The organism is Granulicella rosea, from assembly GCF_900188085.1.
Taxonomy (GTDB): Bacteria; Acidobacteriota; Terriglobia; order Terriglobales; family Acidobacteriaceae; genus Edaphobacter; species Edaphobacter rosea.
Genome location: NZ_FZOU01000001.1, coordinates 934,231 through 961,099 on the forward strand (window position 1 = coordinate 934,231; position 26,869 = coordinate 961,099).

Consider the following 26,869-nt stretch of genomic DNA (forward strand, 5'->3'; position numbering starts at 1 on the left):
TTTCTATCGTTTCCTGTTCCTCCGTCTGAATCATACAAATCAGTTCTGTGCCTTGCTTTCCGAAAGCCAAGCTCAATAGTTGAGCGGCTCTACTAATGATAGGTCAATAGGCCCGTCGCGATGGAGCACAGCAGACTGGCAATGGCTACGATTAACGCCACATTGGAGATCGTTTGAGTGCGATCGAGCACTGCACGCCCTGCTTGAGTAATTCGCCAGCTTTCACCCCATGTCACTTCGCCATTCGACATAGCCTGCCTCGGAACCTCCTCCCCAAATCTTTCCACCCAACCCCTAAACTCGCAGGTCAGCAGCCCACACACGAACTCTTCGTCATCCGGAAGCGCGTATTCGATGATGTGGACCGGTCGAACATTCGCTGCCCTAACGCTGAGGATCCCTCCGACGCGCTGTCTATCCACCCTCTTGAGAATCTTGCGAAGTTTCCGGTTACTCAATTGAAATGTCACGTATCCCCCTGCTGCTCGTCTACGAGCGGTGGTCCCGCCCACATCACAAACTAAATGATCATCACCATCGGCAACAATCTGCAGTCAGGCCGAACTGCACTCCGTCACATACCCTCCGGCTCTGCATCATTGCTCAAGCGCAACGTCGATGACGCCGGCTGCGATCGTCCCCAAGTCGGAGGAGTACGAGGCGCTCGTGTTGAAACGCGCATCACCGGCGCATTCGGAGAAGTCTAACGCTAAGTCGAAGGTCTTGAAGGAGTGCGCTGGGATGTCACCAACCACGATGGGAAGAGCCGTCGAGAGCGTGGGCTGGCAGGCGCCTGGGCCGTCGGCCTGGACGAGCGTCATGGCGTTGAGCTGGGCTGCCTTCAGGTCGTCTTTGCCGAAGTTGGCGAGCTCCAGCGTCCAGATGCGTGCGTCCGACGAGCCCTTGCGCGAGACGAGGCCCATGGCGAGGTTGTTGGCTTGCGTGGTGGGGCCGATGACGATCTTGTCGACTGCGGGAGCGTCTTCTTCGCCGCCGCCGATGGTGATGGTATTTTTGCCGGCCTGGAGCGGGATGGGGACGACGATGCTGGTCGGGAGCGACGCGCTGTCGCCCGAGAGGTTGAGCAGGAACGGCTTCTCGCGGTTGACCTTGACCCAAAGCGCGCGCATCCCTTTGGTCACATAGTCGATCTCCAGTGCGTACATGCCCGCGCCTGAGACGACGATGTTGTCGAAGCGAACGTTGTTCTTCAACTCACCGCCGAGCGGCGCGACCTGCGTGTTGCCCGAGCAGTATAGGCACGGCGCGTGCGTCGCGTTGCCTGCGAGCGTGGCGACCTCGGCGTCGTAGACCGAGATCGGCGAGGCGGGAAGGTCGCCTTCGCCGATGATGGTGACGCGGTCGAGATAAGGGGCGATGCCGGTGGGGTTCGTAAAGCGTAGGGTGTTGTCGCCTGCCTTCAGCGGTACGGGAACGATGGTGTATGCGGGGACGCCGAAGCTGCCGCCGCCGAGCTTCACCGCGACCTGCGCGCCGCCGTTGGCCTGATAGAAGAGGTCGCTCGGCCCGATCGTGGCGGCGTCGATCTTCATGCGGTAGATGCCGGTGTGCGGCGCGTTCACGCCTTCGATGTCGACGTAGTTCTGCTCCTCCATGCCGAGCTTGATGACCTCGTGCCCGGAGGCGCAGTAGGTCGGGCAACGGATGAAGGCGGTCTTGCCGTGGGTTCTGCCCAGGAAGGCCACATAGCTTTGCGATTTCTGCAGGTCCACGGCGCCGTGTTTCGTGACACGGAGCAGACGCGCGCCGTGCCCGAGGATGACGCTTGAGAACTTCTGCTTGACCTCACCGAGATCCTTGCGGGTCCATACGTCGCGGACACTGGTTGCGTCCGGGAAGCCGATGTCCTTCCAACGCACGGTCACCTCCGCGGGGAAGGCGTTGAGGTTGAAGAGCGCGACGTAGTAGGCTCCGTTGCCCATGTCGCTGACCCAGACGGGCGTGAGGCCGCCGGCGATCTGCGTGGCGGGCGCGTTGGCCTGGTCGACGCCGAGGACTTCATCGTTGGTCAGGAGGTTGATTCCATTGGCGTCGATGGCGCTCATGTCTCCGCCGAGATAGAGCGGCGCATTGGCCATGGCCCAGAGGGTGATGGCCGATTGCTGCTCCACGCTGGTAAGGCCGGTGGTGGCGGGTGCGCCGATCTCGAGCGGGCCGAGATCGTTCCAGCCTGTCTGAAGGCTGGTGAAGGTCTGCCAGCCGATGAGATCGAACCAACGCTGCGAGGTCAGGGCCCAGTCGGTGAGCGTGCCGCATGCGCCGTTGCACTCGATGGCTGCGCCGATGCGACGGGCGTTGGTGTAGGCGCCCCAGGTGCTGAAGTCGCTGAGCTCGACATCGGTCGAGACGGTGAGCCACATGGGGCGTCCTGCCTTGGCGATGGCCTGCGACCATGCCTGGACCTCCAACTGGTTGTCCACGGTGGAGACGCCCGCGCCCGGCGCGACGCCGCCGAGCCGGATGTAGTCCACGCCCCAGGAGGCGAACTGGTTGACGATCGACTCGACGTACTGCTCGGCACCCGCATGGGTAAAGTCGATCTTGTAGTTGGAGAGAGAGGATGTTTCGTCGGATGCCGCGAAGGCGTTGCCCGCGGCTTTGGGTGAGGCGAGTATGTCGTTGATATGGTGGGTGCTCCCCGCGATGAGCGGGTTCGACTGCACGACCTCGCTGGCGACGCCGGGCCGCCAGTAGATGCCGGCCTTCTGGCCGTTCTGGTGGATGTGCGTGATGAGTCCCGCGATGTCGGTGAAGAGTGCGGCGTTCGGCGTGGGGCGTCCGTTCGAGTCGTAGCCGCTTTGCCAGCCGTCGTCGATGTTGATGTAGGTGAAGCCGTGGTCCTCGAGTGCCGAGGTATTCAACGCGTCGGACTGTGCCTGGAGATTGGCCTGGGTCAGAAAACCGCTGGACTGGCTCTGCGAACTGGAGCTGCTCCAGCCGAGATAGGGATGCGCCGCGACGCTGCTCGATTGTCCCCATGCGAGAGGGAATGGGATGGCGGCGATGATGGCCAACCAACCGAACAGCCTCGCTGGACGGCTCACAAGGCGCACGAATTCCGTTGACTGAAACCTGACTTTTGACATCCTGACGCTCCAGATAGCTTCAGTCGTGCAAGTGTGTTGCCATGTGTTTTATTTACGGTGATGGGACGAGAGGCTCCTCAAAACGTCATCACGCTACTCGAAAATTGGCTTGCAGATCATCGAAGATGGGAGAGATGCATCCACGGTCTGGTGCGAGGAAGGCGGTTCCCGCGCCAAGTCGGCGGATCCCTTTTGGACTGCCGTCGCAGAGTTGAAGCTAGCAGTTCAACGCCACGGGCGACCTGAACGGCGCGATTCACTGGTCGACAGCCGATCCAGTAAGCGCGATGCATCGGTGCTTTCCCATGGCGATACAGAGACGGAGTTTACTCCCACTGCTGGCACAATTCGGCGCCATTGACACGAGAGTTTCCAACGGCCTTTCCGACCTTCCAGGCTGTCATCTCCGCGGCATCGTAGGGCCGCAGCATGTCCACCGGCGGCCTGTCCGGGGAGGACGCCAACCATCGGTCAAACGCCGAGGGCGGTACGATGACCGGCATCCGATCATGCAGCGGCTCCATGAGGGCATTGGGGTCGGTCGTAATGATGGTGAAGCTCTCGAGGGGCAACCCGTTCGTCTTATCCGTCCAAGTCTCCCACAGGCCCGCGAATGCCATCGGCGAGCCGTTCTTCAGACCGATGGCGTAGGGCTGCGTGTTCTTCCGTTTGGGGTCGGAGGGATCGAGATTCCGCCACTCGTAAAAGAGGTCCGCCGGTACGAGACAATGCCGGGATTTGAACGCACCTCTGAAAGCGGGTTTCGTCGCCACGGTCTCCGCTCGGGCGTTGGTGGTGGTCTTACCGATAGCGGCGTCTTTCGCCCACGAAGGAATCAGCCCCCAACGCATGAGCCTCATCTCCCGCTGGCCCGAATCGGGGTTGACGCGGACGACCGGTTGCGTACTCTGTGGCGCGATGTTGTAGTTCTCAGGTGGAAGAACGAAATCAACCGGAAGTTCTCCCAGGTGGAAGGCTTCGGCCAGCCGTTGTTTGTCGGAACGCCGGACATATCTCCCGCACATATCTAACCCTCGTTACAGTCCGCGCAGCACTTGCGATGTTGGACGAATGCCTGCCACCGGGGCAGCTTCGCGAAGACCGGCGGGGTGAGGTCGTAGAGACCTTTCTGGAGCGCCAGTTCGTATGGGCCGGGATGGGCCTCGGCAAAGATCCGCAGCAGTCGAATCCCCACCGGACAGGCAGGCAAGTCCTCGACGGAAAGAATGCTCACGGGCGAGGTATCGGCGGGGGCATCCCTCAAACGTTCCCACTGCCGCGTGAACTCCTGATCCTTCCGTTTCTCGATGTCGTGCTCGTCGATCGCCTCCACCATCGTCTGCCTCCGGATTGGCTACCACTCTAGCCCAGACGCCTGGGTTTATCCATCGCCTCGGGCACCCTGCGAAACACCCGGTGGAAGATTTCGTGCGCGAGTTCGACCGATTCGTCCACGGCGTTGCTGGTTGGGACGACGCGAGTGTTCACCTGCTTCTCCCGCGCCAGGCGGATACCGGCGATGAGACAGGCGCCGAGATAGACCAGCCCCCGGTTTATCCGCGGCGTGTTGGCGAAGGGGTCGAACACGTCCTGAGTGTAGGCGAATATGAGGCGAAAGTCATCCACAGGTCTATGTCCTAGACACGTTGGTTGAAATCGAATTCGAATTTCCCAAGACCACGCGTGATCGGGAATTCCGAAGGCGAGGTCCCTCCAACGCGGGTCGCCTATCCAGTCCACCCACAAACAACGAAACAAGCAGGAGAAATCCAAAGGAGACTACTTCTATGAGCGTCACCGCCGAATCGCACTCGTTATTTGAGATCGATGCTGAACTGGATTCACTCATCGAGGAGATGCAAGAGCAGAGTCAGAACGGGGTGGAGATACCCGGAGAACTTGTCGACAGGTTACACGCGTTTTGTGCAGCACATGGAGAAAAGGTCGATCGCATCGGACGTTTCGTGAGGGTCATGGAGGCGCGAGAGCAGTTCTGCCGAAGCGAAGCCAGCCGGCTCGCGGATCGAGCCAGGGTCGCTGCCAACAAGGTGGAGCGCACCAAGTCCATGGTGCTTTATTACCTTTTGAGCAAGAGTCTCTCGAAGGTCGAAGGGCGAGAGTTCACCCTACGAGTTCAGAAGAACGGGCAGGACTCGGTGAAGATCCTCGACGATCTGGCGCTGCCGTTGGGGTACCGGCGGATCGAGGCGCGGATCGACGGCGTCCTCTGGGAGACGATCGTCTCCTATCTGCCTGCTGGCTTAGTTGGAGCATTGGAGTGCTGCGTCGTGGAGAGTAAGCCGAATGCTGAAGCGATCAAGGCTGCTGTCGCTCGGCGTGAATGTGTTCCAGGTGCTGAGGTTCGCCGGGGATCGCATCTTCGAGTGGCATGAGAAAACGGACCTTATTGGCGTCGGCTTTGTGAGACTAGTCGTTCCTAACCAGTGGAGTCGCTCCTAACTCGATCGGAGGCTTGTGCTTTACCATTACTTGTAAGCGGCTCAACTGTTTTTTTTATCATCTTTACCGTACACTGTATGATCGGCGGCCCGCTGCCTAGTCGATAGAGAGAACGATTCGCTGCATGTACGCGGATTCTGGACTGGCAGGGATTCGAGACGACCGTTCTTGACTCCCTGCCCTTGGCTGGCAGTCTAACGGCCTTCAGATATTTGGAAAGAACAGACAAAAGCAGGGGGAGGCTGAAGTTGCGGTCAATCGATTCGGCCGCCTTTGAGATTCAAGTGTAGATTAGTTGAAAAGCCTTCACCGCATTTGCTGTGTTGGTGATAGGATTGCGTTGCAAATCGCCTCGCGTTACTTTGTTAGCGAATGCAATCCGTATCAAAAGTGTTCGCTGTCAGGAGTTCGCTTGCCTGAATACGAAGCTCGTCCGCTGCATCTTTACACGCTTGAAATACTGCTTACCGACCTTGTGAGCGGTCGCTCGATTATAACGAGTAACGGGGTGCCGTTCGCTTTTGAGAGCGATGAGACGCGGAGCGCTCTCGAATGGTACCGCAAAAAGGGTCAGAAGGTCTGGTTGGCCAATATCAATGTGCCGTCCACCGAAGAGTTAGTAGATACCATCCAGCAGAAACCTATTGAACTAGCCAATCTTCCTTTTACGTCAGATTCATCGAGCCGACGCCGACTGCGTTTGAAGCGGGTTGAGGCACATCGTTTTGCGGGACTTCATAAGTTCGGGACGCCTTCAGCCCCTCCACAGCGATTCCTATTTGAGTTCAAAACGGATCTCACACTGTTTGAAGGCAGAAACGGATCGGGCAAAACCTCGCTTCTGAATGCGATCGTGTGGGCGCTTACAGGGGAACTGTTGCGGCCGCAACGAGAACCCGAGACCGCGGCAGATTTTGAATGTTCCTTCGCTTCCGATTCTGCCGAAGGGGAGGCTACGACCCATAAGATCTCGGCGGTCACGCCGCTGCCACATGCTATGAACCATCGGCCAGGATCAACTGTTCTCGCGGACACTTGGGTTGAGCTCACCTTTGAGGATGAAGAGGGCCGCTTGCTGCCGCCGATCCGACGAAGCCAAAGCCGCAGTCGTCTCGGGAAGTTGCAAGAGACCGCGCCGGATTTTACCGCTCTGCGGGTCGACCCAATCGCCCTCCGGTTAGGAACCGTTATGCCGGGGCTGCTCTCTTTAATCCGAGTCGGCAGTGAATCAGAGCTTGGTCGAGCAGTTGCACAGCTCACGGGACTTTCGGCGCTAGTAGACCTTGCGGATCATGTACGCAGGAGCAGGAACAAAATCAAAACCGATCTGGTGAAGTTGAAGGTTAACGAGATCAACCAGATAGACTCGGAGTATCGCACGGCGATGTCAGATTTTGCCGCTGCGGTCGCGTGCATTCCTGAGCATACCCCACCGCAAGGCGTACCAGAACCTTCCGATGAAAATGCCGCGGCTGCGCTGCTTGAAATTGCAGCATACTTTGAAGCAGAGAAATTGAGTATTTTTCAATCGGCACGCTTAATCCTAGGTCAACGATTTGATCCGAGCAATCCTCAGTCGCTGGGGGACTTGGAAAAAAACGTTGGCCGGGCGGTTGAGCGAGCCAGCCGGCCTCAGGATCTGGAATGCGCGAAACGTCTTGGCGCCCTTAGACGAGTTACCGAGGTGGAACTCGAAGCCTCTGAGGAGCGGCTTCGAGAGCTGCTGGCGGAAGGCGTAACACTCTTTGAACTTGCTAGCGATCCCTCGTTGGCAGCTCGCACCCGCCTTTATGCCCGGATCGCCGCGTGGTTGGTTGAACACCCCGAGCATACAAATGGCGATTCGGCTTGTGTCGTGTGTGGGCTTGAAATCAGTGAGGCGGTCGATCAGGTCAGTGGCCGTCTCGTGACAAAACATCTTCAGGAAGCGCATGCGAATGCTGAACTCTTTTCGCTGACGCTTAAGAGGTGGGCGGTCGCAGCACAGGGCGAATTGATGCGCACATTGCCTGAACCGCTTCGTTCGGAAACCACACGAAGCTTGCCGAGTCACCCATGTGATCTTCTCCGGGCCGCTCTCATCGAGGAGCTGTTCAACTACGAACCATTGCTTGGCGTTCTAGCAAATCTAAAAGAGCAAACCGCGATTGCGTTTGACGAGGCTGTTAAGAATCGAGCTCCTCTTTATGATGCACCAAACCTGACGCTCCCAGAGGGTTGTGAGCTGCTGGAAGACACATTGAAGCGCCTGGACCTCGCGATGCGCTTTGCTCGTTGGCGTCATTCCAATGACGCTCTTGTGATGAAAGTGCTTGCAGAAGTGTTGGGGAAGGTACTCGGCGACGACTCGCCCGGTAAGCAAAGCCTCGTCAGTAAGCTGTTGAAGCTTGACTCCTTGGTCAAGGCGACAAAGCCGATCTCTGATGTTCTCGTGCAATGCGAACGCCTGAAGCGATGCGTAGCTAGGCGCCGCGCCGCAGAACTTCGTTTGAGTGCCTATGCCATCGCAGATCGCGCTCTCGGCCAAGTCGCGGAGATTGGGCGTCTAGCCGATGAGCAGGTGGAGGGACTAAGAAGGACGCTAAGTGGGCGAGCGTCAGGATGGCGCTCGAGGATTTATCTAGGTGCATTTCCTGGAACAGCCCAAGAGCTTGTCGATACCCCGATGGGTCGGAACGGCGAGCTGGGACTGTCAGTACGGGTAGGAGGAGTGTCTGCACCGGCCGAACATGTAAGCAACGCCTCGGCGCTTAGGGCAAGCCTCGTCGGCTTCTTCTTCGCATTTTGGGAGCATGTTTTGAAACAACGAGGTGGGATCACAACACTCTTGCTGGATGACCCGCAAGAACTCCTTGACGACGAAAACCGAGATCGTTTTGCAAGCGCCTTGGCGGAGGTTGTAGCCGCCGGGGCACAACTTGTTGTCACTTCATATGACGCTCGGTTTTGCCTGCGAATCACTCGGCTCGTGATACCAGCTGGAATATCGCATTTTGGGGTATACCCGGCCACGGAGATTCAATCCACGATACGACTTTGTGAGCCTCTGCCAGAGTTGGAAAAGCGCCGCAAACTCTTTGACGCAGATCACAACGACGAGGAGTGCGCCAGAAACTACGCGGATGCATGCCGTGTGTTTCTTGAGGCAAAGCTCGGCGACCTGTTTGACGATCCCGCACATGCGGCATGGGCTACCGCGAACCGAGATCCGACCTTGGTCACCTTCGTCCAACGCCTTCGTCCCCTGGTGAGAGCTGGATCGGAGGGCATGTTCAATCAGCATGTCTTTCAAAGATTTGCGACTCATGCCGCGTTGTCAGAAGGATCGCCAGTAACTCTATTAATGAATAAGGCGCATCACGGAAGGAGACATGAGATCCGAGCTGCCGATGTGGCAATCTGTGCGGATGAGCTGAGCGACTTGCTCGAAATTGTGGAAGAGATGTATGAAGAATGTCTCCGTTGGAAAAGAAGAGATCGGCCGAAGGATGAGAATCCCAATCTTGTTTTAGCGCCTCTTACGCTAATTGCCTCCGCAGATGCGGGAACTAACATCCCGATATGGCCCAGTTTGGCAGCATCAGTGAGACACGATTCTGGTGGCTCTCAGGAACCTTTGGAGTTGCTCGACCCTGGCGTACTGCAGAACAAGAGTGCTTTCGTTCTGCGACGACCGAACTTCGGGTTTGCGGCGCCCATTGGCTCGATCGCCCTGGTGGAAGCGATCGATGGTCCAGCGGCTGATCGCAGACTGGTGATCGCACGGGTCGCAAACGCCATCTATGCTCGGCGTTTGATTCGGGGTGCAACCAGTCCTATCCTTGGTCTGACCGCAGAAGTCCCGGACCCGCGGACCAGGACACCGAAGACTGTAATGATTCACCAGAATGCCGTCGCGCTGCACCAAGTCGTTGGAATTATCTTCGATCACTCCCTAAAGGTTCAGCCGGGCTCCGACGAGGCAGTCCAGGTTGATGTCGACGACGTTTTAAAACGTGTGGAGATTGCGTTTCGGATCGTGGATGAAAGTGCAGTACCCCTCGCACTTGCGAAGCAGGTTGTCTTGGGCGGAGAGAACATTGAGCTGTCGAACCTAGCCCAGTATGAAGGGAAGCTTGTCGCGGTGGCGCTTGACGATGGATCCGGCATCTTCAAGCGCCTAGGGCCAGCCCTTCCAGGCAGCCTGAATCATTTACGCCAGTTCGAAAGCATTGGCGGCCTTGGCGCGTCACAGCTCCTAGCGGTTGGTAAAACTGCCAGTGGATTCAGAAGCGTCGTTCAAGCGCGGGCGATTCTCGGGGTGCTCTACCACGGCTGAGCGGGATTTTCTACGACGAGATGAGCCGTGGACTGGTACCAATAGGAATGGAAATACATGATCGCGAATTGCACCTAGCTCAGTTTCTACGGGTTCGCGGGGACGCCCCAGATCTCCCTTGCTAGGGAGGTAAGAAAACTTTGCCTTTCCGAAACGGCACGTTCATTCCAGATGGGAAATGATGGGATGGAAGTTATGGCGCGCGTGATCTGATCCGCAACGCCAAATGAAGGACGGGCAGCTTGGCATCGGACAATCAAGAACTGTGACTGTGCATAAAGCATTTTCTTTTGCGTATAAGCTCCATTGCTGATTAGTCTATTAATGGCCTGCTCGACCAGGACGAGGTTTCCGAGCTTACTTGCGATGGCCGCATCTGAGGCGTCCCCAAATTCCAGCCGTGCGCTTTCGCTTGGGCTGATTGGATAGATGTGCTCGACGTCGTTATTGGCGTTGTAATAATGCATCAGGTCGCCGTAGCTGCCTGCATCGCCGTAGGCCCGAACATCGATCGCCTGGGTCAACTTTGCGAGCAAGTACCGAAGGCGAAAGGCTCGTGTGTCCCACGAATACATCTTGTTTAAGGCGTCGCCAAAATCTCGAGATAGCTGAGCTTTACGATCTTTGAAGTATTCGGCGCGAAAGCTCAAAAAGTCGGAGTCGCAGATCTTACGGAGCTGTCTTGCCCCCTCCACCACGGAGCGTTCATAGTCGCGCGTTGCCGTGTTTGTGATCAGGTATGCAAACATCAGATTTTCGATCTCTTCGGTGAGCTGCTGGAAGTTCAGCTTGCTTAACTTGCGGCCTGCCAAGAGAAGGATGTAATGTTGCCGAATCGCGCTCCCTCCCAAAATTCTGGTGTTTGAAATACCCCGGCTGTGAGTCCCGTCCGGATTTTGATTCTTGGTGAAACCGACGTATGCCTTCGACGCTTCAAGGAGCCTCTCTACAAAGCCCAGAGGATTGGTCTGGTGGGAGGTTTGATGAGCGTTGGTGAGGAACCATTCGTATATGCCGTCTTCTTGCAGCTTCAGATCGGCGACATCGAAGTCCGCGAAGACGAAATATCGCAGAAAGCGAAGAGGTTTTTCACCGGCGCCATAAATACCGTCGACAATCTGTTTCCATCTATCTTTCAGGGCAGTGAACTGGGCGGGGGAAGCGCTCATGAACAAAAGATTCTTGAGCAAGTCCATTGCATCTAAGCCCGCACCACGATCATTCACCGTTTCAAAAATCTTGAGGGCTTTAGCGACGTTGGGAGTTTCGATACGGATCAGCTTGACCTTGGCCGTGAGATAGGCATAGAAGCGAAGAATCTGCCGTGTATCGCTATGGAATTGGGCCAGGAGAAATTCACGCGCAGTCCTGTAGGCACCTGCGATGTTGGCGATCGATCGGGTTCCAGATTTGGGAGCGGTAGCCGACTCTGCCCTGGCATATTGCCGTAGTACCCCTTGGCTGTCATCGTACTGTAGGCTCAAGCGCTCCCGATGTGTCGTATTGCCCTGCCAGTCCATACTGGCCGCCGCAATTTGCCCAGGCAGTTCATCGGGCAACTGCCCGCCGATCTCAAGCATAGCGTCCCGAATCGCGCAAAGTGTCAGAAACGATGTCGTCATCCGTTGTTGACCGTCGATCAGTTCGTAAATGCCGTCTGCATTCATCCATACAACGATGGTCCCGATAAAGTATTCCGGTGCATCCTGCGTGGTCGCCATCTCGTATTCGGTAAGAACATCTCGAAGAAATTGTTCGACTTCGTCTCCGCGTTGCCCCTTGGTGTCCGCCTCGCCCCATATGTACTCCCGTTGGTAGTGCGGGACGGTATAGAAGTCCTGAAACGCTCGCTTCAGGGTCATGTCTTCCGACTTAATTGACTGGGTTGGCATCGTCTTCTGATGATGTCAGGAAGCACGTAAATTGCCAAACCGCGGCACGGGAAGTCCTGTTCAATCTACAGACAAGAATCCCGTTTACTGCGCTATGCTAAGAAACTCATTGATCAGTGAGGGAATATTGTGAAGGAGCCTCCGATGGGTATTACCAGGAACAACCACTACGTGCCGTGCATGTATTTGAAGCGGTTTGAATCTCGCCCGGGGTGGATCTTCCGCTACGACCTGCTCGTCCCGAACGCCGGATGTCCGATCTGGGCGGAAAAACCCATCGACCGCGTTGCTTCGGCAACGGATCTTTATACCTCTCTCGAAGACGGGGACGAGGTAGATACGCACGAGAGGTGGCTGAATCGGGAATATGAGACTCCGGCGGAAGAAGCAATCGAACGGGCTGTGACCGGAAAAAGGATGTTCAAGGAACACTGGCGTCGTCTCGTTCGTTTTGTAGCAGCTCAGGACGTAAGAACGCCGGCTCGCCTTCAAGAGGAATTGGAGCGTTGGCGCGCCGTGGGACCATCCTTGATGGAGAGCAACCTAAAAGAATCCATCGAAGAGTTCAAAGCTGCGCACAAGGCCGGTCGGCCGCCGCGCGAACCGCATGGAACAGTAGAGCCTGGATTTCCGCTTCGAGTATTGATCAAACCTTCGGACGACGACAACATGGCTGAGGTTCGTGTTGAATCAATGGTTGGAAGGCGGCTCTGGATCTGGGGACAACGCCACGTCCTCAATGGAATCGCAGAGCACCTTCACCAGCACGAGTGGACGATTTTGGTGGCACCGGATGACGTGACATGGTCTGCGACCGACAACCCTGTGATCCGGTTGAACTTCCATCATGAACATTCGTATGACTTCGGCGGGGGCTGGGGTTCCGAGGGAACCGAGATATTCATGCCTCTTGATCCGAAGCATATGGTTTATACGCGCATCGGACAGAAGTGTGTCGCAAGGGGGACGGTTCTGGCTTCAAGTGCAGCAAAGATCTTTGCCAAGCTCATCCGGGAGCACGCATTTCGCCATATATTTTCCCCTACGCAGGATGAATCCATCTCTCGTCTGAGGCCCAGGCATGTTAATTTGAAGGCGTACAAGCAGGAGAGAGAAGAATGGAGCAAGTGGGCTCGTGAGCAGGCCGACGCCGAACTTGACATGCAGCGCCCGTTGCCCGGCGGCTGAGCGTTTTCTGCACTTCATCACGCACCGGAGGTATTATCCGTTGGCGGGAGCGGCCGCTCACCGAGTGGGAGAGCATGGTGACATAAGCTACCCCAACGCCGGCCTGGCGCGAACAAGAACGCTGCAACATCGCAAAATCAGGCGGCAGCAATCTGCTGCCTCTCCGACTGCTTGCACCACGCCAATGCCAGTATCAGAAATATCAGAACGCCGATCACATTCGCATCGACCGAAGAACCATCGCGAGCACCTATCGTCGCACCGCCAAAAATGCGGGATATCTTCATCCTCAGCCAGCAATAAGAGAGTACACGGTAGGTGACAGCTAGTAACCGGAGTTGGCTCCACATCGTAACCAATTCCTCTCTCAGGATCAGAGCACGAATCGAAAGCGCTGCCCATATGAACTGGAGGGACGCAAAGCCAGTGCCGGGAAAAGAAAGCAGATGTGTGCACCATTCCTCGCTATAGCGCTCTCGCTCCGACTGGGGAAGAAGACAGATCGAGACATCGAAGAAACGCCGGGCGCACCATGGAAGCCACGCCTTTGCTTCATCGGTCAAGTACTTCAGCAGGAACGCTGTAACGATTCCTGCAACCGCTAAATGCTTTGCCACGCAGTACCCCCGATCATCTCCGAAAGCTGGGCGCAAATTGCTTGAGTCTGCCGCCTACCTTGGGCGGTCATAAGATAGGTGCGTCGACGTGGCCTTCCCATTTCCGATGCGATTCCATCCTCCCATGCACTCGACAACCATCCTGCGCGTTCAAGACGAAACAACAGTGGATAGAGAGTTCCAGACCTAAGACCAGTCTCCCTGGCGATATCTGCCCCGGCGAACCCCGTGTCGGCACTAGCTAGGAAGAGGGTCAATACGCTGAGGGTTTGTGCAGTTATCCGAATAGGTCCAATACCCATAGTCGAAACTCTACATAGGGGGTAGTTGCTATGTCAAGCGTTCGCGAAAGCTGGTATACAAGATCTTGGGGCGCGCCATAGGTACTGGCGAAAGGGCTTCGATTGCCATCCAGGCTGCGAGGATAGCGGCCGGCTCGTTATTGTTTTCGCCCGAGACTCTCAACGAGCGCGATGACCTAGCATGCGGACGACTCGAAGTGGTACCCAGTTGGAATCTCCCGAGCCCGTCGGGCCTGTCATGCGATTCCTACCCGGGTCCGCCAGGAACGGGTGTCCGGAGTGCCCTCCTCGAGGGGATCGCTCGTTTCAAGCGCTCTTACAGCGGTTCCTAACAGGTCTGTTGCGGGTCTGTCTACAGGGTTGATGCTATGCGAAATAATTACGGACGTGGAAGCCAATTGTCAGCAGGTTGACGGGGAGCCAGGGCAACGTTCTTACCGACGGGCCATCGATATCGGCGTTAGGCCAAATTCACCGATTCTTGGCTTCCAAGTTTTACGAAGACGCTACCGGATTCGGAATCCAACCTCTCTCGTGCAGCATTCGATACGCGAGCTTGATTTGACGATCTGTGAACTGTCGTTTGCGTTCGTTCCATGCGTGTGTCTTGCTCACGATGTCGCTCAATGAAGTTGCTCCCAATCGCGTGACAACCCAATGGACAGTGGCTAAGAGCTCGAGGCCGTAAGGTGTTTCAAAACCATCGACGAGAGTCGCGACTCGATCAAATCGATCCTTGGCATGTAGATCCGCTGCCAGAAACTCCTGTGCATCTTTGACAGCCCCTGGGACAAGTTCCAGTTGTTTATCCGGCGCGTCTCCGCCATCCGCGTAGCCGCTGATGAGATGGCCTTCGACGTGTTTCAAGACGTGGCGAAGGTTCTCGGCATAGGGGCCGTAATTGGCCTGAGCGTATCGAAGCTTGAGTGGCTCACCAGCCTCCTGCATGAAGTACATCAATTTGTGGACTTCTAGGAGGGTGACGAACGGGTCGAGCAGTCCATTCAGATAGCGATGGATGAGGACAACCAGCGCAGCTCTGCCGGACGTCATCTTTGGAACGGACTTAGAGGAAACCATTTCTTCAGGCGTCGGCGCACCCTTCGGTTCATAAACGACGACTCGCAGATTTGGGATGTCCTTTAATACTGCTTCGATACGCGGCTTTACCTCCGCCCAATTGAGCCCACCCAATCCGCTGCCAAGTGGAGGGATGGCGACCGAATGTATATTTCTCATTTGGATCTCACGCTTTAGCGCAACCAGTCCGGAATCGATGTCCTCCAACCTGCTCTTGCCTTTCCAATGCCTCTTGGTCGGAAAGTTGATGATCAACTTCGGCTCGTGGAGACGGTGATTCTCAAATACAAACATACGGCCCGGCTGAACTTCTTTCAGGTCACACGCTCGTACGTACGCTTTATAGTTCTCAGGAAACGCGTTTTTGAACTGAAGCGCGATGCCTCTGCCCATCACGCCGACACAGTTCACCGTGTTGACGAGTGCCTCTGTGTCCGCCGTCAAGATGTCGCCTGTAACGTAGTCGATCATGCTTCCTCTAAGGGTAATACCACTCTTGCAAAATTTCGATACCCGGTTGATGCGCAACCGCAGCGATGGCCTGCGCCGCTCTCTGCGCGATCGCGTTGGACTGCACCCCGATTCGTTCCACCAAATGCCACGGAAAGAAATCCCGCAGAAGAAACTCCGCCTGCTTTCCATGCTTGATCGAGGAACTGCGCCAATCCTTGGCGGCGACCGCCGGCCAGTTGATCTCATCCAGCTGATTCAAGTCGTTTCGGAATTCAACGCCGTACGCGCCCGCATTTGAAAGCGAAAAAGCCCATCTTCGTTCGTTCTCTTCCGCCCAATCAACGACAGTCTGCAGGTCGGCTTGCAGGTGGACGATGGGCCCTTGCCCGCCTTTGTATGTCAGTTCGTGATTCCTCATATAAATGAGGTACAGCATGACCGACCGCGGACAGAAATAGAACGGGACGTACTCACCGACGAAATCCTCTGGATAGCACTCCTCCATATTGATTTCCAGCATCCGGCGTTCCTTGATGTGGGACATACCCACCATCTGGTTCGGACCACCCAGTCCCGCCAGACGCATGTCGGACAGCAGGCGCCGGCTCACGGCAGCGATTGCCTGGAGATTATCGACATGCGTGATGTGGTAGATCTTCGGCCGTGCGGGAGGGGTCGGCATAGTTGGGTTTGCGGATGATGTCGATATCCCTCCATTCTACTGATTTCGCTCCGGGCCGGCGCAGGGGCAGTGATAGGCCAACCGGAAAGCGCTGATTTTACACGCGGAGATGCGCAAAACTCTCTGTTTTCGGCGTTTTGGGGCGACATTTTGGGCAGCTCCCTCGCTATGCGCCCGGATCGCGACCTATGAATCCGCCTTCGTTGGTGGAAATCGAAGGCGAAAACCTCTTGGACTTGAAAACCAGCAAGGTTCAGGCGGAGCTCGCTAACCACAGAAGCGTTGACAGTTGCAGTGCGAAACACTGGGCTCCGGCGCACCGGGCTCCGGCAGCAAGCTCAAGCAAATTCGCAAATCAGGAGAACTGCCATGAGGCTTCGTCGCAACCAGAAATGCCCGATTCATAGTTCTGTTTCCTGCTGCGGAAGGGAACAAACAGTGAAGCGGAAAATCAGTAGGCAGATTGGAGTGCGCCGAGTTGAAGATTCCCATCACCCGAGAGGATACCGGGAGTTACGATCTCAGGGAGAGATGAGGAAGTTGCTCAACCGCAAGATCGCCTCACAGGGAAGGAAATGTGCTCTTTGCGGCGTTAACTTCACCGATATTGCCGATGTCGTCCCCGATCACATCAGCCCCCGGGGAATGGGAGGAGCCTAGAGAGATGACCATCCGGACAACATCCAAGCGGTTCACTGGTGGTGCAATGGATAGAAAGGATCGAAGCGGAACTAGCCAACATCCTCTTTCTGGATCTACTGATGAAACGTCTCGAAGCATCAACGACGCGCGCAACTGAACGCAGGGCATTGCGTACTGCCCGAATCAACCTAATTCCGCTTTACGGAAGGTTGTCCAACAGATCTGCTGGTCTGGATATTCCACCGCTCCCTGGAGCGCTGCGTCACTGTCAGTAGACCCGATGTCGAGGCGATCAAGGCGGCAGTGTCACGTCAGGAGCAGGTTCAGAGAGCGGAGGTACGCCTGGGTTCCCATCTCCGCGTAGCTTGAGGCAGAGCCTCGGCCCCTGTGCAACGCTGTGGCTCAAAGACCGCGCGCGGTCGGCGTGAACCATCGTCCTTGTTACAGAACGGGAGCCGGTTGCACCTTGCGGGGCTCCCGCAAGCCGTTCGGCGCGTGCTTCGTTCGGAAAGGCATGCCGCTCTTCCACCTCCAGCGGTACCAGTTACACAGGTCTTGCCATTTCGGGAGTGACGAACCCGCGGTTGTGGAGTTTGAATTGGAATCGTTGGTTGGGAAAGAAGGCCTTGACCGTCTCGTAGGTCGAAAACTCCATCCGAAGCTTCCTCGTCCTCAGTTCAGCCAGGCAACATCCCATGAGCGCGTCGGTTGCCGGTGTCCGCTTCTTGACTACCTCTTCGATGAAATGATTGAGATATCGAAAGCTCAAGTAGGCAAACAGGTCATCATCCACCGTGCCGACAGACCGTCGCTTGAGCGTTCGAATACGGTGACCCGTTCCTCAGCCGCATAAAATTTCAGGAGTGCCTTCGTGATACGTGGGTTGTCGAAATCCGGAGAGTTGGTGAGGGTTTCGATGGCGCAGGTCAATCCTTCCGGAACCGCGAGGGCGCCTTCGAGTACTCGCGTCGCATCGCCGGATATGCAGGCGGCGTAAGCCGTGCGCGTGTCCCACTCGTAACTCGCGCGATTCGTAAAGCCTCCTGAGTCGACCCAATATTGCGCTGCCAGATAATCCTGAATCGAGCGATGGACAAACTCCCAGCCATCCGCCGACGGCACCAGAATCCCATAGAACTGGGCGGTCTCCTGTAGAACGAGCCCAGGGTTCACCCGATTGATCTGCATCTTGTCGAGCGCCTTCCGAGTGATGTTTTCAACTCTTTCAGCCTTCATGAACGGTGTTCGAGACGCATACGCGATCCTCTTGAGGATCTGCATCCGGTCTTCTCCATCGAGGGCCGTGAGGCTCTCGCGCGACACGCCTCGGTCCAGATCCCATGTGTGTTGCAGGGCGTTCAAGGCCTTCCGCAAAAGGCGGAGTGCGCTGCGCGGCTGGTCCGTGCGATGGCCCGAGTTGACGATACAGGCCAGGGCGAGAAGCAGCGGGTGCGAGAGGAACTCGGAAAACTGCCGCTCCTCCAGTTCGTTCACCAGCTTGATTGGATCGGCCGACGATCCCTGTGCTGCGAGAAACGCCGTTACAAAGCGATACTGATCTTTACGGTCGAATCCATCGATGCGAACATGCGAAGCCGTCAGGCCGATCACTGGATAATAGTCGCGACAGGTGAGGATGAATCGGCCTCGGTTCGATGCTCCGAAGCGCTGGAGCGCCTCCGATACTCGTTTTCTGTCGGCGAGCGCGACTTCGTCATAGCCGTCCACTAGCAGCAGAACTCTCTCCGTGACCCGAGCTGAGTCGTTGAACCAACCTCTACAGAGTTCTTCCAAATGGTTGATGGCGTGTTCCCTGCGTAAAGTCAGGAGAACGGTTCTCAAGGTTCGATCCTCGATCTTCCGTCTGAAGAGATGATGGAGGAACGTGGTCTTGCCCCATCCAGGGCCCGCGAAGACGATCGCGTCTTCGGGCGATTCGAGGAAGTTCTCCACCGTCAGAGAATTGTACTGCTGTTCCCGGCTCAGGGCGATCGACTGGGCGATCCTATTCTGTTCGGCGAAGCCCGAGGATGCCGAGATGTCGAGTCCAGACCGGAAGAGAAGTTTCGTAGGTTGGTAGATCCGATCAAATGGCACCGCCTTATGCATGCCGATGCAGTGCACGTAGCGCGTGATCTCCGAGCCAAGGGCGGCGAGATCTTCAATCAGATCGTTGAATCTTGATTCGACCGGTTTCGCTGCTTGGAGCGGAGCTTCATGGAACGGTTCCGAGGAAGAGTCTGACCGAGCTAGGTCCTTTACTGCGGTGTCCTGTCCTCGTAGCAATACCGGCAGTTCATGGCCGGGCAATCCAAGCAACTCAATGGCATTACGGCCGTGCCGGAAAGCCTCGTCGTAGTCTCGTCCCGCCCCAATCGCCTCATAGAATCCCACCGCAAAGGCCCGCGCCGAATCGTCATGGACCTCATGGCTCATTCCGATGACGAAGGGAATGTGCTTGCCGATGGCCTCTGCCTGTTCGCTCGAAAAACAGGCGTTGAGGACGACACATCGAATGCTCTCCTTGTGAAGCGCGAAGAAGTTTGCCAATGCTTCTCGGCCGACCGGAACGCCATCCCCTTCGTCGTTCTCGAGAACAATTCCTTCAGTCTCCGAGCCGTGACCCGAAAAATGGACAATCTGCGGTTTGTTCTCGAGAAGGCTGCGCCGCAGATCGCGTACCCGCACCGCCAACTTGGAATCGAAGCGAATTACATCTCGTTGGATGGCCCTCTCCAGGCTGTCTTGCACATCTCTCATCTCCGCTTCCAGCCGGAGCCTGCCGGTGTCCAACGGATTTGCCGCCAAGAACAGGATGTGTTGCATGCTCAGGTCTTCTCCATGGTGTTGCGGATATGTTCTAAAGGGACTCACGCCGAAGACGCGGACTGGTCCATTGCGCGTCCGGCCTCTGACGGGATATTGAGGAGCTAATCGAAAGGTGAGGCGGATAGAAATCAGACCGGAATTACCAGCGTTCCCTCTTGGGTTTGTTCGCGGGGATAGACGCATCGATAGTTCCATCGCTGCGTGAGGGGAGATTGATTCCACGCGTTCGTCTGCGGCTGACCGTAATTGAAGTAAAAGATTTTTTCCCGAGTCGAAGCTGTAAGAACTCTGGCGATCGTTTCGGGGTTCGGATGGCTATGACGTTCTCCGTTTGTCGATATCGCGAATCGCTGGCAATCGATCAGCTTGAGAAGGCCAGGCGAGGTATTCGCCTTCGACCCATGATGGCCCATCTTCCAGAGGTCGATTCTGTACGGGCTGTCAGGAGTAGCCCCCAACCGTCGCAGACTACGCTCCAAGACTTCGGAGTGCGCGTCTGCGGCCAGCAAGACACGCCTGTCCTCGAACTCCGCAATGAAGGCGATCGATGTGCCGTTCGGCGCGCTGGTGTCGGCTTGATAAGGTTTTGACGCCAGCTCTTCAACGTGGAGAAGACCGAAGGTCTCAAACCCCTCTGCGGCGGAAACGCTCTCAGACCGATCGAGTTTCGCAGCCTCCCTTTGCCAAGTCGGCAGCAGCTTCGCGAGCTGAAGATCCGTTGGAGAGAGGAGATGCAGCATAAGACCTTCCGGAAGTTCGATCGCCAGGCCGGGATTGACGCTCTCCGTCGAGACGATACGATCCTCGAATCCCTCGTTCCAACTCCAGCCGAAGTGTTCGATCCCTCTTTGCAGGTTCAGAGCTTGAAGGACCGAGAAAGACTCCACCCCGTCTATGCGCGCCTTTGCGCCTTCGAGCTGCCGACCGGCGTTGAACCAGACCCGGCGAGGTCGAAAAGGAGCGGACTGCGCTCGCACCATGGGCATCGCGCCCGCAATGTGATCGGCGTCGAGATGGGACATCACGAAGAGTTCGATGTCACCCAAACGCTCCAGCTGAGGCCGGATCGATTGATAGCATGCCTCTCGCCCCAGATCGACGAGCAGACTTCGCGGTTTCTCGGCGTCTCCCCAACGGAGCACCAGACAGTCCCCGTCGCCGGCGGCATGGAGGGTCAGTTCGAAGAGAGTACTCATCGACCGAACCGTAGCACGGTGAAAGGCTGACTTGGATCGGCGTGCGAGGCTAAAGCCGCGACGCGCGCGTAGAGATCCGGCGCCTCAGGACTGAAGTTACCACCGAGTTGTGCGAGCGCCGAGGCGAGCATCCGAATCGACGCCGAAAAAAATGGAAGACCGCGAGCCATGCCCAGCTTGAGGTGTCGGAAGGCCGTTTCGACATCGTCGCCGCTCTGGGCTCGCTGAAGCGCGCGGCAGCCCAGGAGAATTGGCCCGTCGGGTATTTGGGGAAACCAGTGACTCAGGTTCGCCAACCAGTCGTCCCATTCCTGGAGCTCCACGCTGTCGACGCGACTTACTAAAACGATGGCGCCAGCCACCGCAGGAAGCGGAGCCTCAAGCTTCTCAAACAGAGCCCTTTCGGGAGTGTCGTCGTAGATTTCGCCAGCTTCGATCAGGCGGCCTGAGCCAAGGAACTGCAGCAATCCGAACCAACGATGATCGAACAAGGTCATCGTCAGCGAGGACAGAGCGCCCGGGGTCGAGCGTCGTTGGAGGGACCGATCGTACATAAAGCGGATCTCTTCCTGCGCGCTCCTTCGTCCGCCCCACCAGCCCCATGGCACCGAGACGATGTCGACGTTGCGGCCGTTCTCAAAGGCCAGCCAACGTGGATAGCGCTCGAGCTCTTTCGCACTGTGGGGCTGAGCGTCGGGGCTGGGTATCCACAACAACGCCTCGTCGAACTCCGGCACAGGGTACTCCCAGAGTGCGTGGGCCTCGTTTCGATCGCTGCGCCATGAAGAAAAGTCGGCGGTCGAAGGAAGATTCTTAAAGCGCACGATCGCCTCGAGGCGATCGTGCCCCATATCCCATGGGCTGACACCAGACCGAAACACGGCAGCCTTGACCACCGGGAAGCTTGCCTGATGGGAAACCGGAGCCGAGGGTACGATACGCTGTATACCGCGCCCTATCCCGCCGCGTCTTGAAGACCGCGTTGTCTTCGAGGAGAATCGCATCGGACCCGCATTTCGATCTGAGGTGTCTGAGCGGTACAGCGTCTCGTTCATGGAATCTCCATCATCCCGCGCGAAGGAGGGCACTACCTTCGCCGCTGGAAGATTGCCTGCGAAGAACTCCCAGGAGAGGAACTCATGCGGAGAGTCTTTCAAGCGGATGATTTCGTCCCACGTCTGCTGCGAGCCGACGTAACACTCGCGCGTGAGATCCGATCCACGCGGACGTCTTAAACTTGCCGAATAGTAACCGTCGCCGGGAAGCGCGAAGGTTGTGAAGCGAACGTCATGGGCGTCGCCAGTCACGGTCACCGGCTTCTGCTGAGACCAGCCTTGAGCGAGTCGGCCGACACGCCCGTCCGTAAGCCGTTGAACGGAGACGATTGCCGCTCCTGCCGCATACCCGGAGGCATTGGGTTGAACGACGCCAATGCGCAGGATGGATACGTTCATGGTGTCACCTCCAGCTCGATATAAACGACCGGGGCACGAAGGGACCAATCTCTTTCCTCGACACGACGCTCCGGCGCGAGGCCGGTCGCGCGGATGTTCCACTGCCCCTCTGGAAGGGGAAAACAGCAGTAGCATTCGGGCAGCGTCTCGTGGCCTGTGCGGAAATGTGTGGCGGCCGAATACTTGTCGGGAGCGCATTCGACCGTTACATCCTGCCAGTATGCATGGTCGGAGAGGGAGACAAAGGAATGGACCATTACGGGCGGATCGATCTCGTTGAAGTCGAACGAAACCGCATTCATGGCGTTCGGCGTACTGACATCGCGAGCGTCGGCGGGCACACGCAGCTCCATCAGCTTCGTCGTGGCGTCCAGAATAGTCGCCATCCGGGTCTTCCAGCCGGGCAGACTCCTGTCGTCGGCCGCGGCGAAGTTGAAGGCATCAAGCAAGGATCGGCAGAATACGCTAGGCTGGTTCGGTCGTGCGTAGGCCAAATGTCCGCGGATCGACGGGAACAAGGAGAATTGCTTGACCGGCCTCCGGCCCATCGCGGGGTTCATTACGATCTCGACCAACTTCTGTCCGATGGCGCTTTGATTTGTGTAGAGATCGTCGGCATCGCTTCGGCAGGCATCGATGAAGAACGCTTGCTCCCTAGCCGTCGAGTTCTTCATGACGGCGATCGAGGCCATGAGGTCGATGGCCGGCGTGAGAGGGCGTTGTGGCCTCCCGAAGTCCTCGAGCAGAGCTGCGGCGTTCATTCCGTTCGCAATGCCATGGCCGCAAAAGTAGAAGACGGCCATATTCGCCGGGTTCGACTCAAGCCGCATGGCCCAGCGGTCGGCCGCCGCCTCGACGTTCTCGAGAGTCGCAGCGGGTATCGCCTGCGCGCCGAGTTCCGGCCGACCGGGAAGGGTATAGCCTTGCGGGTTCTCTTCGGATAACACCATGGCAAGGCTTGTCAGCGGTTTGTCGTGACGGCGAAAGTGCTGCAGAAACCAATCGGCCATCGCTCGGGCGGAATGAGGCGGCGAGGTCAGTTGCGACAGGGCTTGGCCGTGCATGGCCATGGCATCCTGACCCTGTCCATATCGATACTTGCCGACGCCGACGATGAAGACGTGCGTGCCGGCATCCCCGGGCTGGCGTTCGCTGTTGAGATAGATCAGAGCGGGGTCGTTCTCGAACGGCATCAAAATTCCTCGACTTTTTTAGGACCAAATACTAAATAGCGGAAGCGGGATAGGGCAAAGCGGTGGGCGCGGCGATCGTCGTCCCCGCGAAGTTTTTCCGCAAGGAGGTATCCGCGATCATATAACCCCAGTTGACGATGCGCTCCTGCAGGGTCGGATCCATCTCCTGCAGACGGGTCGGCGTCGAGGCGAGCTCCGCTGTGCGGGCGATCGGACAGGCAAACGGAAGGTCGAGTTTGTAGACCGAAGCGTCCTGCCACATGCCCCAGTAAGCTCCTTGCCTCACCTTCCTGCTGTAGGAGTCGACCAGCTGCCTGACCCGGAGCGACCGCACCTGGCTGTCGATGATGTCGAGGACGCGGTAGGCGTGACGAGCCCAATCGGTATGAGGTTCGGCGTCCGCGCTGAAACGAGCGCCGCCATCGCTGACCAGCACCGTGTCATAACGCTTCCAGACCGTTTCGAGCCCCAGATTGTCGTAGACGCCGCCATCGCTGAGAACGAGCTTCGTGGTGTAGGGCGCGAAGGCCAGATCCTCGGTGCCGTCCGCAGGAGCAAAGGCGAGGCCGTATTTGTCGAGATCGATCTCCGCGGGCGACAGGATCGGAGGAAACGCCGAAGAGGCTCCGACCGCAATCGCCAGAGGGAGGCTGGGGTTCAGGATCTGGCCGACCCGAAAGTCCCGCATGTAGGGACGCGAGAAGCGCATGAGCTTTCCCGACTGAACGTTGGTGGCGTTAATCACGAAGCGGGGCCCTTCCGCGTCGGAAGGAAGATCCTGCAAGGTCTTGCCATGAAAGAGTAGGCTGTCGTATTTACCGGCAACATGGTCCGCGATCGTCCCGGGCAGAAAGATGCCCCCGAGGATCGCGCCTGCGTCGACGGTTGTAGACGCCATGGTGCGCACGGGGTCGACGAGGTATTGGCGGAACAGAGCTGCGGAGGTGGTCGGCGTTGCCGGAGACAGTCCCAGCTTCGACCAGTTCATGCCGAGCACGGCCGCTGCGATGGAACCGCCCGAGACGCTTGAGATGCGCTTCAAACCGCCGAGGAGACCGATCTCGTTCAAACGCCACAGACAGCCGAGATGGAATACCATCGCCCGGTAGCCGCCGCCCGAGAGGCATAGGCCGATTCCGGCTGCGGGCGCATCTCCCGCGGGGTCTAAAACAGGTTCGCAGTAATCCGACATAAGCCCTCCTTCCCTCGATCTTCATGATTGAGACGGAGCGGGAAAGAACTTCCGCTCCATATCGACTTCCGATGCGATCTCGGAACGAAGTTCCTTGCCGACCGGGTGCTTCAGAAACTCACGAAACTCGCTCAGAGTTTGACGAATATATGCACCGACCAGCTTGCAAGACTGACCGACAGCCGACCGTCGTTGGCGCCAAGCCGATAGCCGGGATTGCCCACGGCGTTGACGCCGCCATAAACCGGCGCCTGGGAGTTGAAGATCTCCTGCCATGTGCCGCCGTCACCGTCGAGACCCACCTCATAGGAGGTGTCGCTCCATTGTCCGTCACCGGCATGGACGACGATGAGGAGCACATCGCCAGCGTTGTTCCAACGCTTGAATGCGACGACGTTGTTCGTATCGTCAGTGTGCGTGATCTGTCCCGCAGGCGAGCGCAGCGCGGCGTGATTCCAGCGGAGGTTGTTCACGTCCGCGACCATGCGCTGCATTGGCGCACCCAGATCGTCCCCGATGCGGAGCCAATCGAGTCGATGGTCGATCTGCCCTTCGACCCACGGATTCCAGTAACCGTCAATGTGTCCCTCTGTCCCCATGAAGAGCATGGGCGTGCCGGCGAGCGTGGCATTGAGAGCCCAGGCAAGACGGCTCTTCGCACGAGCGTAGCCATTCAAACGACCACCGAACCGCTGGGCAATGTACAGTCCATTGGGGTTTTTGTCGTCCAAATAGATCTGGTCGTGGGAGCCGGTGAGGTACTGAACGAGGTGCCAGGGATTGGAATCCGAAAAGTCGCCGATTCGCTTACAGAGATAGTCGATAACATTGATGCCGTTCAGAATGTCGTACATCCTCCACGGACTGTCCATGTTCCATGTCGCACAGAATCCAAGATAGCCATAGGCATCCTGAGGTGAAGCGACCGTCGTTCCGGGATCCGATGGGTTGTACTCCGCGATGAGGTACTTGCTCGGATATTCGATGCGAAGCGACCAGAGGATCTCGGAGACGGCGGCTGGGTCGATGGCCTGCGCCGCATCGAAGCGAAGTCCGTCGACCCGGTAGTCTCGCAGGTACAAGCGAGCGTTATCCAGAAGGAAATTTCTGACCTCGCGCTGCCAGGTGGCAAACCCTTCGCCCCAGTCCGTATGATGCCCGTGAACGTGGTAGATCCCGCCAGGGTGTCCGTTATCGCCAGAGCAGTTGCCGTCATACTGCCAATAGCGGTTGTTGTTCAGCGCGGCATGGTTGAAGATCAGGTCCAAGATGACGGCCAGACCGATGCTATGGGCGGCGTCAATCAGTTCGATCAGTTCCGCGACTGCCTTCTCGGGAGAGGTCGCATACAAGTTTTCCGATGCGAACAGATCGGACGGCCCATAGCCTTCGCCGGCTCCTCCCGCCACATCCGCCTGGAAGTTCGAGATGGGCAGCAGCTCGATGGCATTGAAGCCCAGGCTCCGAATATACGGAAGACGATTCTTGAGTTCAACAAATGTGGAGGTGGGGACGGTGCGATTGAGGTTGTCATTGCGGCCGGTGAACGAGCCGACATGCAACTGGTAGATGACAAAATCCTCAAACGGAGGCGTCGTGAACGTTGTGCGATTGGTGGTGAAGAGGGTGGGGTCGATGACATAGCCCCGTCCCGCCTCTGTCGAGTTTTCCACCTGGAGGGCGCGCGCATCGGTACGCCAGTGCGGCTTCGACGCATCGTTGTCCTGTCCGGGAGCCGTGGTGATCACGTACTGATAGCAGGTGTTGACAATGGCGGGAATGCCGTCCGCGGACCAGTTCGGCGTGCCGATCTCGTTGGCAAGTGGGTATGACTTCGAAGCTCCTACGGCATTCCAGAGGACGACATCGATTCCAGATGCGGATGGCGCCCAGACACGGAACCTGGCGGTCCCGTCGGGGTAGAGAAGGCTACCCATGCCGTCTTGCTTTTGAGACGGAGCATTCATATGGTCTCCGGAAGAAGCTCTATTGGGAAACTGGATGTGAGGATATTAGCAGGAAATTCGCGGCAGTCGAACAGGGGTTTTCAGTTGCTCTCACAAAAATTCGGCGCGCTTTGCAATCCGGGAAAGGTGCTCTTTCGCTTTCATCTCGCCGGGTGTTATAGCAACTTCACCGCTTGAAGGCCGCGCCAGTTCTTATACTCTTCCCACTGGAACTTTCGGGCGCGGAATGCCTTTCTTTTGATCGCCATGATTGGCTAAGGCAATCCGGCATGCAGATTAAACCGGTTCGCTACCCAA

18 protein-coding genes are annotated in these 26,869 nt (G+C 57.3%); 3 read left to right on the top strand and 15 right to left on the bottom strand.

Going from position 1 to position 26,869, the window contains the following annotated elements; translation table 11 throughout:
- Positions 1-596: 596 nt before the first annotated feature.
- From CHB87_RS04195 to CHB87_RS04210, 4 genes are all read right to left on the bottom strand, one after another.
- Positions 597-3,035, bottom strand: a complete 2,439-nt coding sequence (locus CHB87_RS04195) for an alpha-galactosidase (RefSeq protein WP_176441569.1) — start codon at positions 3,033-3,035, stop codon at positions 597-599.
- A gap of 398 nt (positions 3,036-3,433) precedes the next feature.
- Complete coding sequence (locus CHB87_RS04200) at positions 3,434-4,132, bottom strand: SOS response-associated peptidase (RefSeq protein ID WP_089407111.1); 699 nt, start codon at positions 4,130-4,132, stop codon at positions 3,434-3,436.
- A 2-nt stretch (positions 4,133-4,134) separates the two neighbouring features.
- Positions 4,135-4,443 carry a hypothetical protein gene (locus CHB87_RS04205; RefSeq protein WP_089407112.1) on the bottom strand — a complete coding sequence of 103 codons (309 nt, stop codon included), beginning with the start codon at positions 4,441-4,443 and terminating at the stop codon, positions 4,135-4,137.
- A gap of 26 nt (positions 4,444-4,469) precedes the next feature.
- Positions 4,470-4,733 carry a hypothetical protein gene (locus CHB87_RS04210; protein WP_089407113.1) on the bottom strand — a complete coding sequence of 88 codons (264 nt, stop codon included), beginning with the start codon at positions 4,731-4,733 and terminating at the stop codon, positions 4,470-4,472.
- A gap of 161 nt (positions 4,734-4,894) precedes the next feature.
- Here CHB87_RS04210 and CHB87_RS04215 point away from each other — a divergent pair, with 161 nt between their 5' ends.
- On the top strand, positions 4,895-5,500 hold the full coding sequence (locus tag CHB87_RS04215) for a siphovirus Gp157 family protein (protein WP_089407114.1): 606 nt from the start codon (positions 4,895-4,897) through the stop codon (positions 5,498-5,500).
- A 479-nt stretch (positions 5,501-5,979) separates the two neighbouring features.
- Positions 5,980-9,885: an ATP-binding protein gene (locus tag CHB87_RS04220; RefSeq protein WP_176441570.1), complete on the top strand. Its 3,906-nt coding sequence runs from the start codon at positions 5,980-5,982 to the stop codon at positions 9,883-9,885.
- A gap of 86 nt (positions 9,886-9,971) precedes the next feature.
- On the opposite strand, the gene CHB87_RS04225 is transcribed toward CHB87_RS04220, so the two are convergent.
- Positions 9,972-11,777 carry a DUF262 domain-containing protein gene (locus tag CHB87_RS04225; RefSeq protein ID WP_089407116.1) on the bottom strand — a complete coding sequence of 602 codons (1,806 nt, stop codon included), beginning with the start codon at positions 11,775-11,777 and terminating at the stop codon, positions 9,972-9,974.
- A 144-nt stretch (positions 11,778-11,921) separates the two neighbouring features.
- On the opposite strand from CHB87_RS04225, the gene CHB87_RS04230 reads away from it, so the two are divergent.
- Complete coding sequence (locus CHB87_RS04230) at positions 11,922-12,965, top strand: DUF4238 domain-containing protein (RefSeq protein ID WP_089407117.1); 1,044 nt, start codon at positions 11,922-11,924, stop codon at positions 12,963-12,965.
- 137 nt (positions 12,966-13,102) lie between these two features.
- On the opposite strand, the gene CHB87_RS04235 is transcribed toward CHB87_RS04230, so the two are convergent.
- The 10 genes from CHB87_RS04235 to CHB87_RS04285 form a co-directional block, all read right to left on the bottom strand.
- A complete protein-coding gene (locus CHB87_RS04235; RefSeq protein ID WP_089407118.1) occupies positions 13,103-13,582 on the bottom strand; it encodes a hypothetical protein in 480 nt (159 codons plus the stop codon).
- A complete protein-coding gene (locus tag CHB87_RS22810) occupies positions 13,567-13,884 on the bottom strand; it encodes a helix-turn-helix transcriptional regulator (protein WP_089407119.1) in 318 nt (105 codons plus the stop codon). The genes CHB87_RS04235 and CHB87_RS22810 overlap by 16 nt, the downstream gene beginning before the upstream one ends.
- A 495-nt stretch (positions 13,885-14,379) precedes the next feature.
- Entirely contained in the window at positions 14,380-15,435 is a 1,056-nt protein-coding gene (gene darG, locus CHB87_RS04245) for a type II toxin-antitoxin system antitoxin DNA ADP-ribosyl glycohydrolase DarG (RefSeq protein ID WP_089407120.1), read from the bottom strand.
- A gap of 7 nt (positions 15,436-15,442) precedes the next feature.
- Positions 15,443-16,099, bottom strand: coding sequence for a type II toxin-antitoxin system toxin DNA ADP-ribosyl transferase DarT (darT, locus tag CHB87_RS04250; RefSeq protein WP_089407121.1), 657 nt, complete (start codon positions 16,097-16,099; stop codon positions 15,443-15,445).
- A gap of 1,407 nt (positions 16,100-17,506) precedes the next feature.
- Positions 17,507-19,567 (bottom strand): CHAT domain-containing protein, encoded by a 2,061-nt coding sequence (locus CHB87_RS04260; protein WP_176441571.1) that lies wholly within the window; start codon positions 19,565-19,567, stop codon positions 17,507-17,509.
- Between the two features lie 131 nt (positions 19,568-19,698).
- A complete protein-coding gene (locus tag CHB87_RS04265; protein WP_089407124.1) occupies positions 19,699-20,766 on the bottom strand; it encodes a ComEC/Rec2 family competence protein in 1,068 nt (355 codons plus the stop codon).
- Positions 20,763-22,220: a hypothetical protein gene (locus CHB87_RS04270; RefSeq protein ID WP_089407125.1), complete on the bottom strand. Its 1,458-nt coding sequence runs from the start codon at positions 22,218-22,220 to the stop codon at positions 20,763-20,765. The genes CHB87_RS04265 and CHB87_RS04270 overlap by 4 nt, the downstream gene beginning before the upstream one ends.
- Complete coding sequence (locus CHB87_RS04275) at positions 22,217-23,413, bottom strand: caspase family protein (protein ID WP_089407126.1); 1,197 nt, start codon at positions 23,411-23,413, stop codon at positions 22,217-22,219. Before CHB87_RS04275 ends, CHB87_RS04270 begins: the two co-directional genes overlap by 4 nt.
- A 31-nt stretch (positions 23,414-23,444) precedes the next feature.
- Positions 23,445-24,605 (bottom strand): patatin-like phospholipase family protein, encoded by a 1,161-nt coding sequence (locus CHB87_RS04280; RefSeq protein ID WP_089407127.1) that lies wholly within the window; start codon positions 24,603-24,605, stop codon positions 23,445-23,447.
- Positions 24,606-24,736: 131 nt separating this feature from the next.
- On the bottom strand, positions 24,737-26,572 hold the full coding sequence (locus tag CHB87_RS04285; RefSeq protein ID WP_089407128.1) for an alpha-amylase family glycosyl hydrolase: 1,836 nt from the start codon (positions 26,570-26,572) through the stop codon (positions 24,737-24,739).
- Positions 26,573-26,869 lie beyond the last annotated feature (297 nt).

What these genes read in the sequence shown, in the direction of transcription:
- CHB87_RS04200 (WP_089407111.1), bottom strand. Translation starts at nt 4,132, where the DNA reads ATGTGCGGGAGATATGTCCGGCGTTCCGACAAACAACGGCTGGCCGAA.
- CHB87_RS04205 (WP_089407112.1), bottom strand. Translation starts at nt 4,443, where the DNA reads ATGGTGGAGGCGATCGACGAGCACGACATCGAGAAACGGAAGGATCAG.
- CHB87_RS04215 (WP_089407114.1), top strand. Translation starts at nt 4,895, where the DNA reads ATGAGCGTCACCGCCGAATCGCACTCGTTATTTGAGATCGATGCTGAA.
- CHB87_RS04225 (WP_089407116.1), bottom strand. Translation starts at nt 11,777, where the DNA reads ATGCCAACCCAGTCAATTAAGTCGGAAGACATGACCCTGAAGCGAGCG.
- CHB87_RS04230 (WP_089407117.1), top strand. Translation starts at nt 11,922, where the DNA reads ATGGGTATTACCAGGAACAACCACTACGTGCCGTGCATGTATTTGAAG.
- CHB87_RS22810 (WP_089407119.1), bottom strand. Translation starts at nt 13,884, where the DNA reads ATGGGTATTGGACCTATTCGGATAACTGCACAAACCCTCAGCGTATTG.
- darG (WP_089407120.1), bottom strand. Translation starts at nt 15,435, where the DNA reads ATGATCGACTACGTTACAGGCGACATCTTGACGGCGGACACAGAGGCA.
- darT (WP_089407121.1), bottom strand. Translation starts at nt 16,099, where the DNA reads ATGCCGACCCCTCCCGCACGGCCGAAGATCTACCACATCACGCATGTC.
- CHB87_RS04260 (WP_176441571.1), bottom strand. Translation starts at nt 19,567, where the DNA reads ATGCAACACATCCTGTTCTTGGCGGCAAATCCGTTGGACACCGGCAGG.
- CHB87_RS04265 (WP_089407124.1), bottom strand. Translation starts at nt 20,766, where the DNA reads ATGAGTACTCTCTTCGAACTGACCCTCCATGCCGCCGGCGACGGGGAC.
- CHB87_RS04270 (WP_089407125.1), bottom strand. Translation starts at nt 22,220, where the DNA reads ATGAACGTATCCATCCTGCGCATTGGCGTCGTTCAACCCAATGCCTCC.
- CHB87_RS04275 (WP_089407126.1), bottom strand. Translation starts at nt 23,413, where the DNA reads ATGCCGTTCGAGAACGACCCCGCTCTGATCTATCTCAACAGCGAACGC.
- CHB87_RS04280 (WP_089407127.1), bottom strand. Translation starts at nt 24,605, where the DNA reads ATGTCGGATTACTGCGAACCTGTTTTAGACCCCGCGGGAGATGCGCCC.
- CHB87_RS04285 (WP_089407128.1), bottom strand. Translation starts at nt 26,572, where the DNA reads ATGAATGCTCCGTCTCAAAAGCAAGACGGCATGGGTAGCCTTCTCTAC.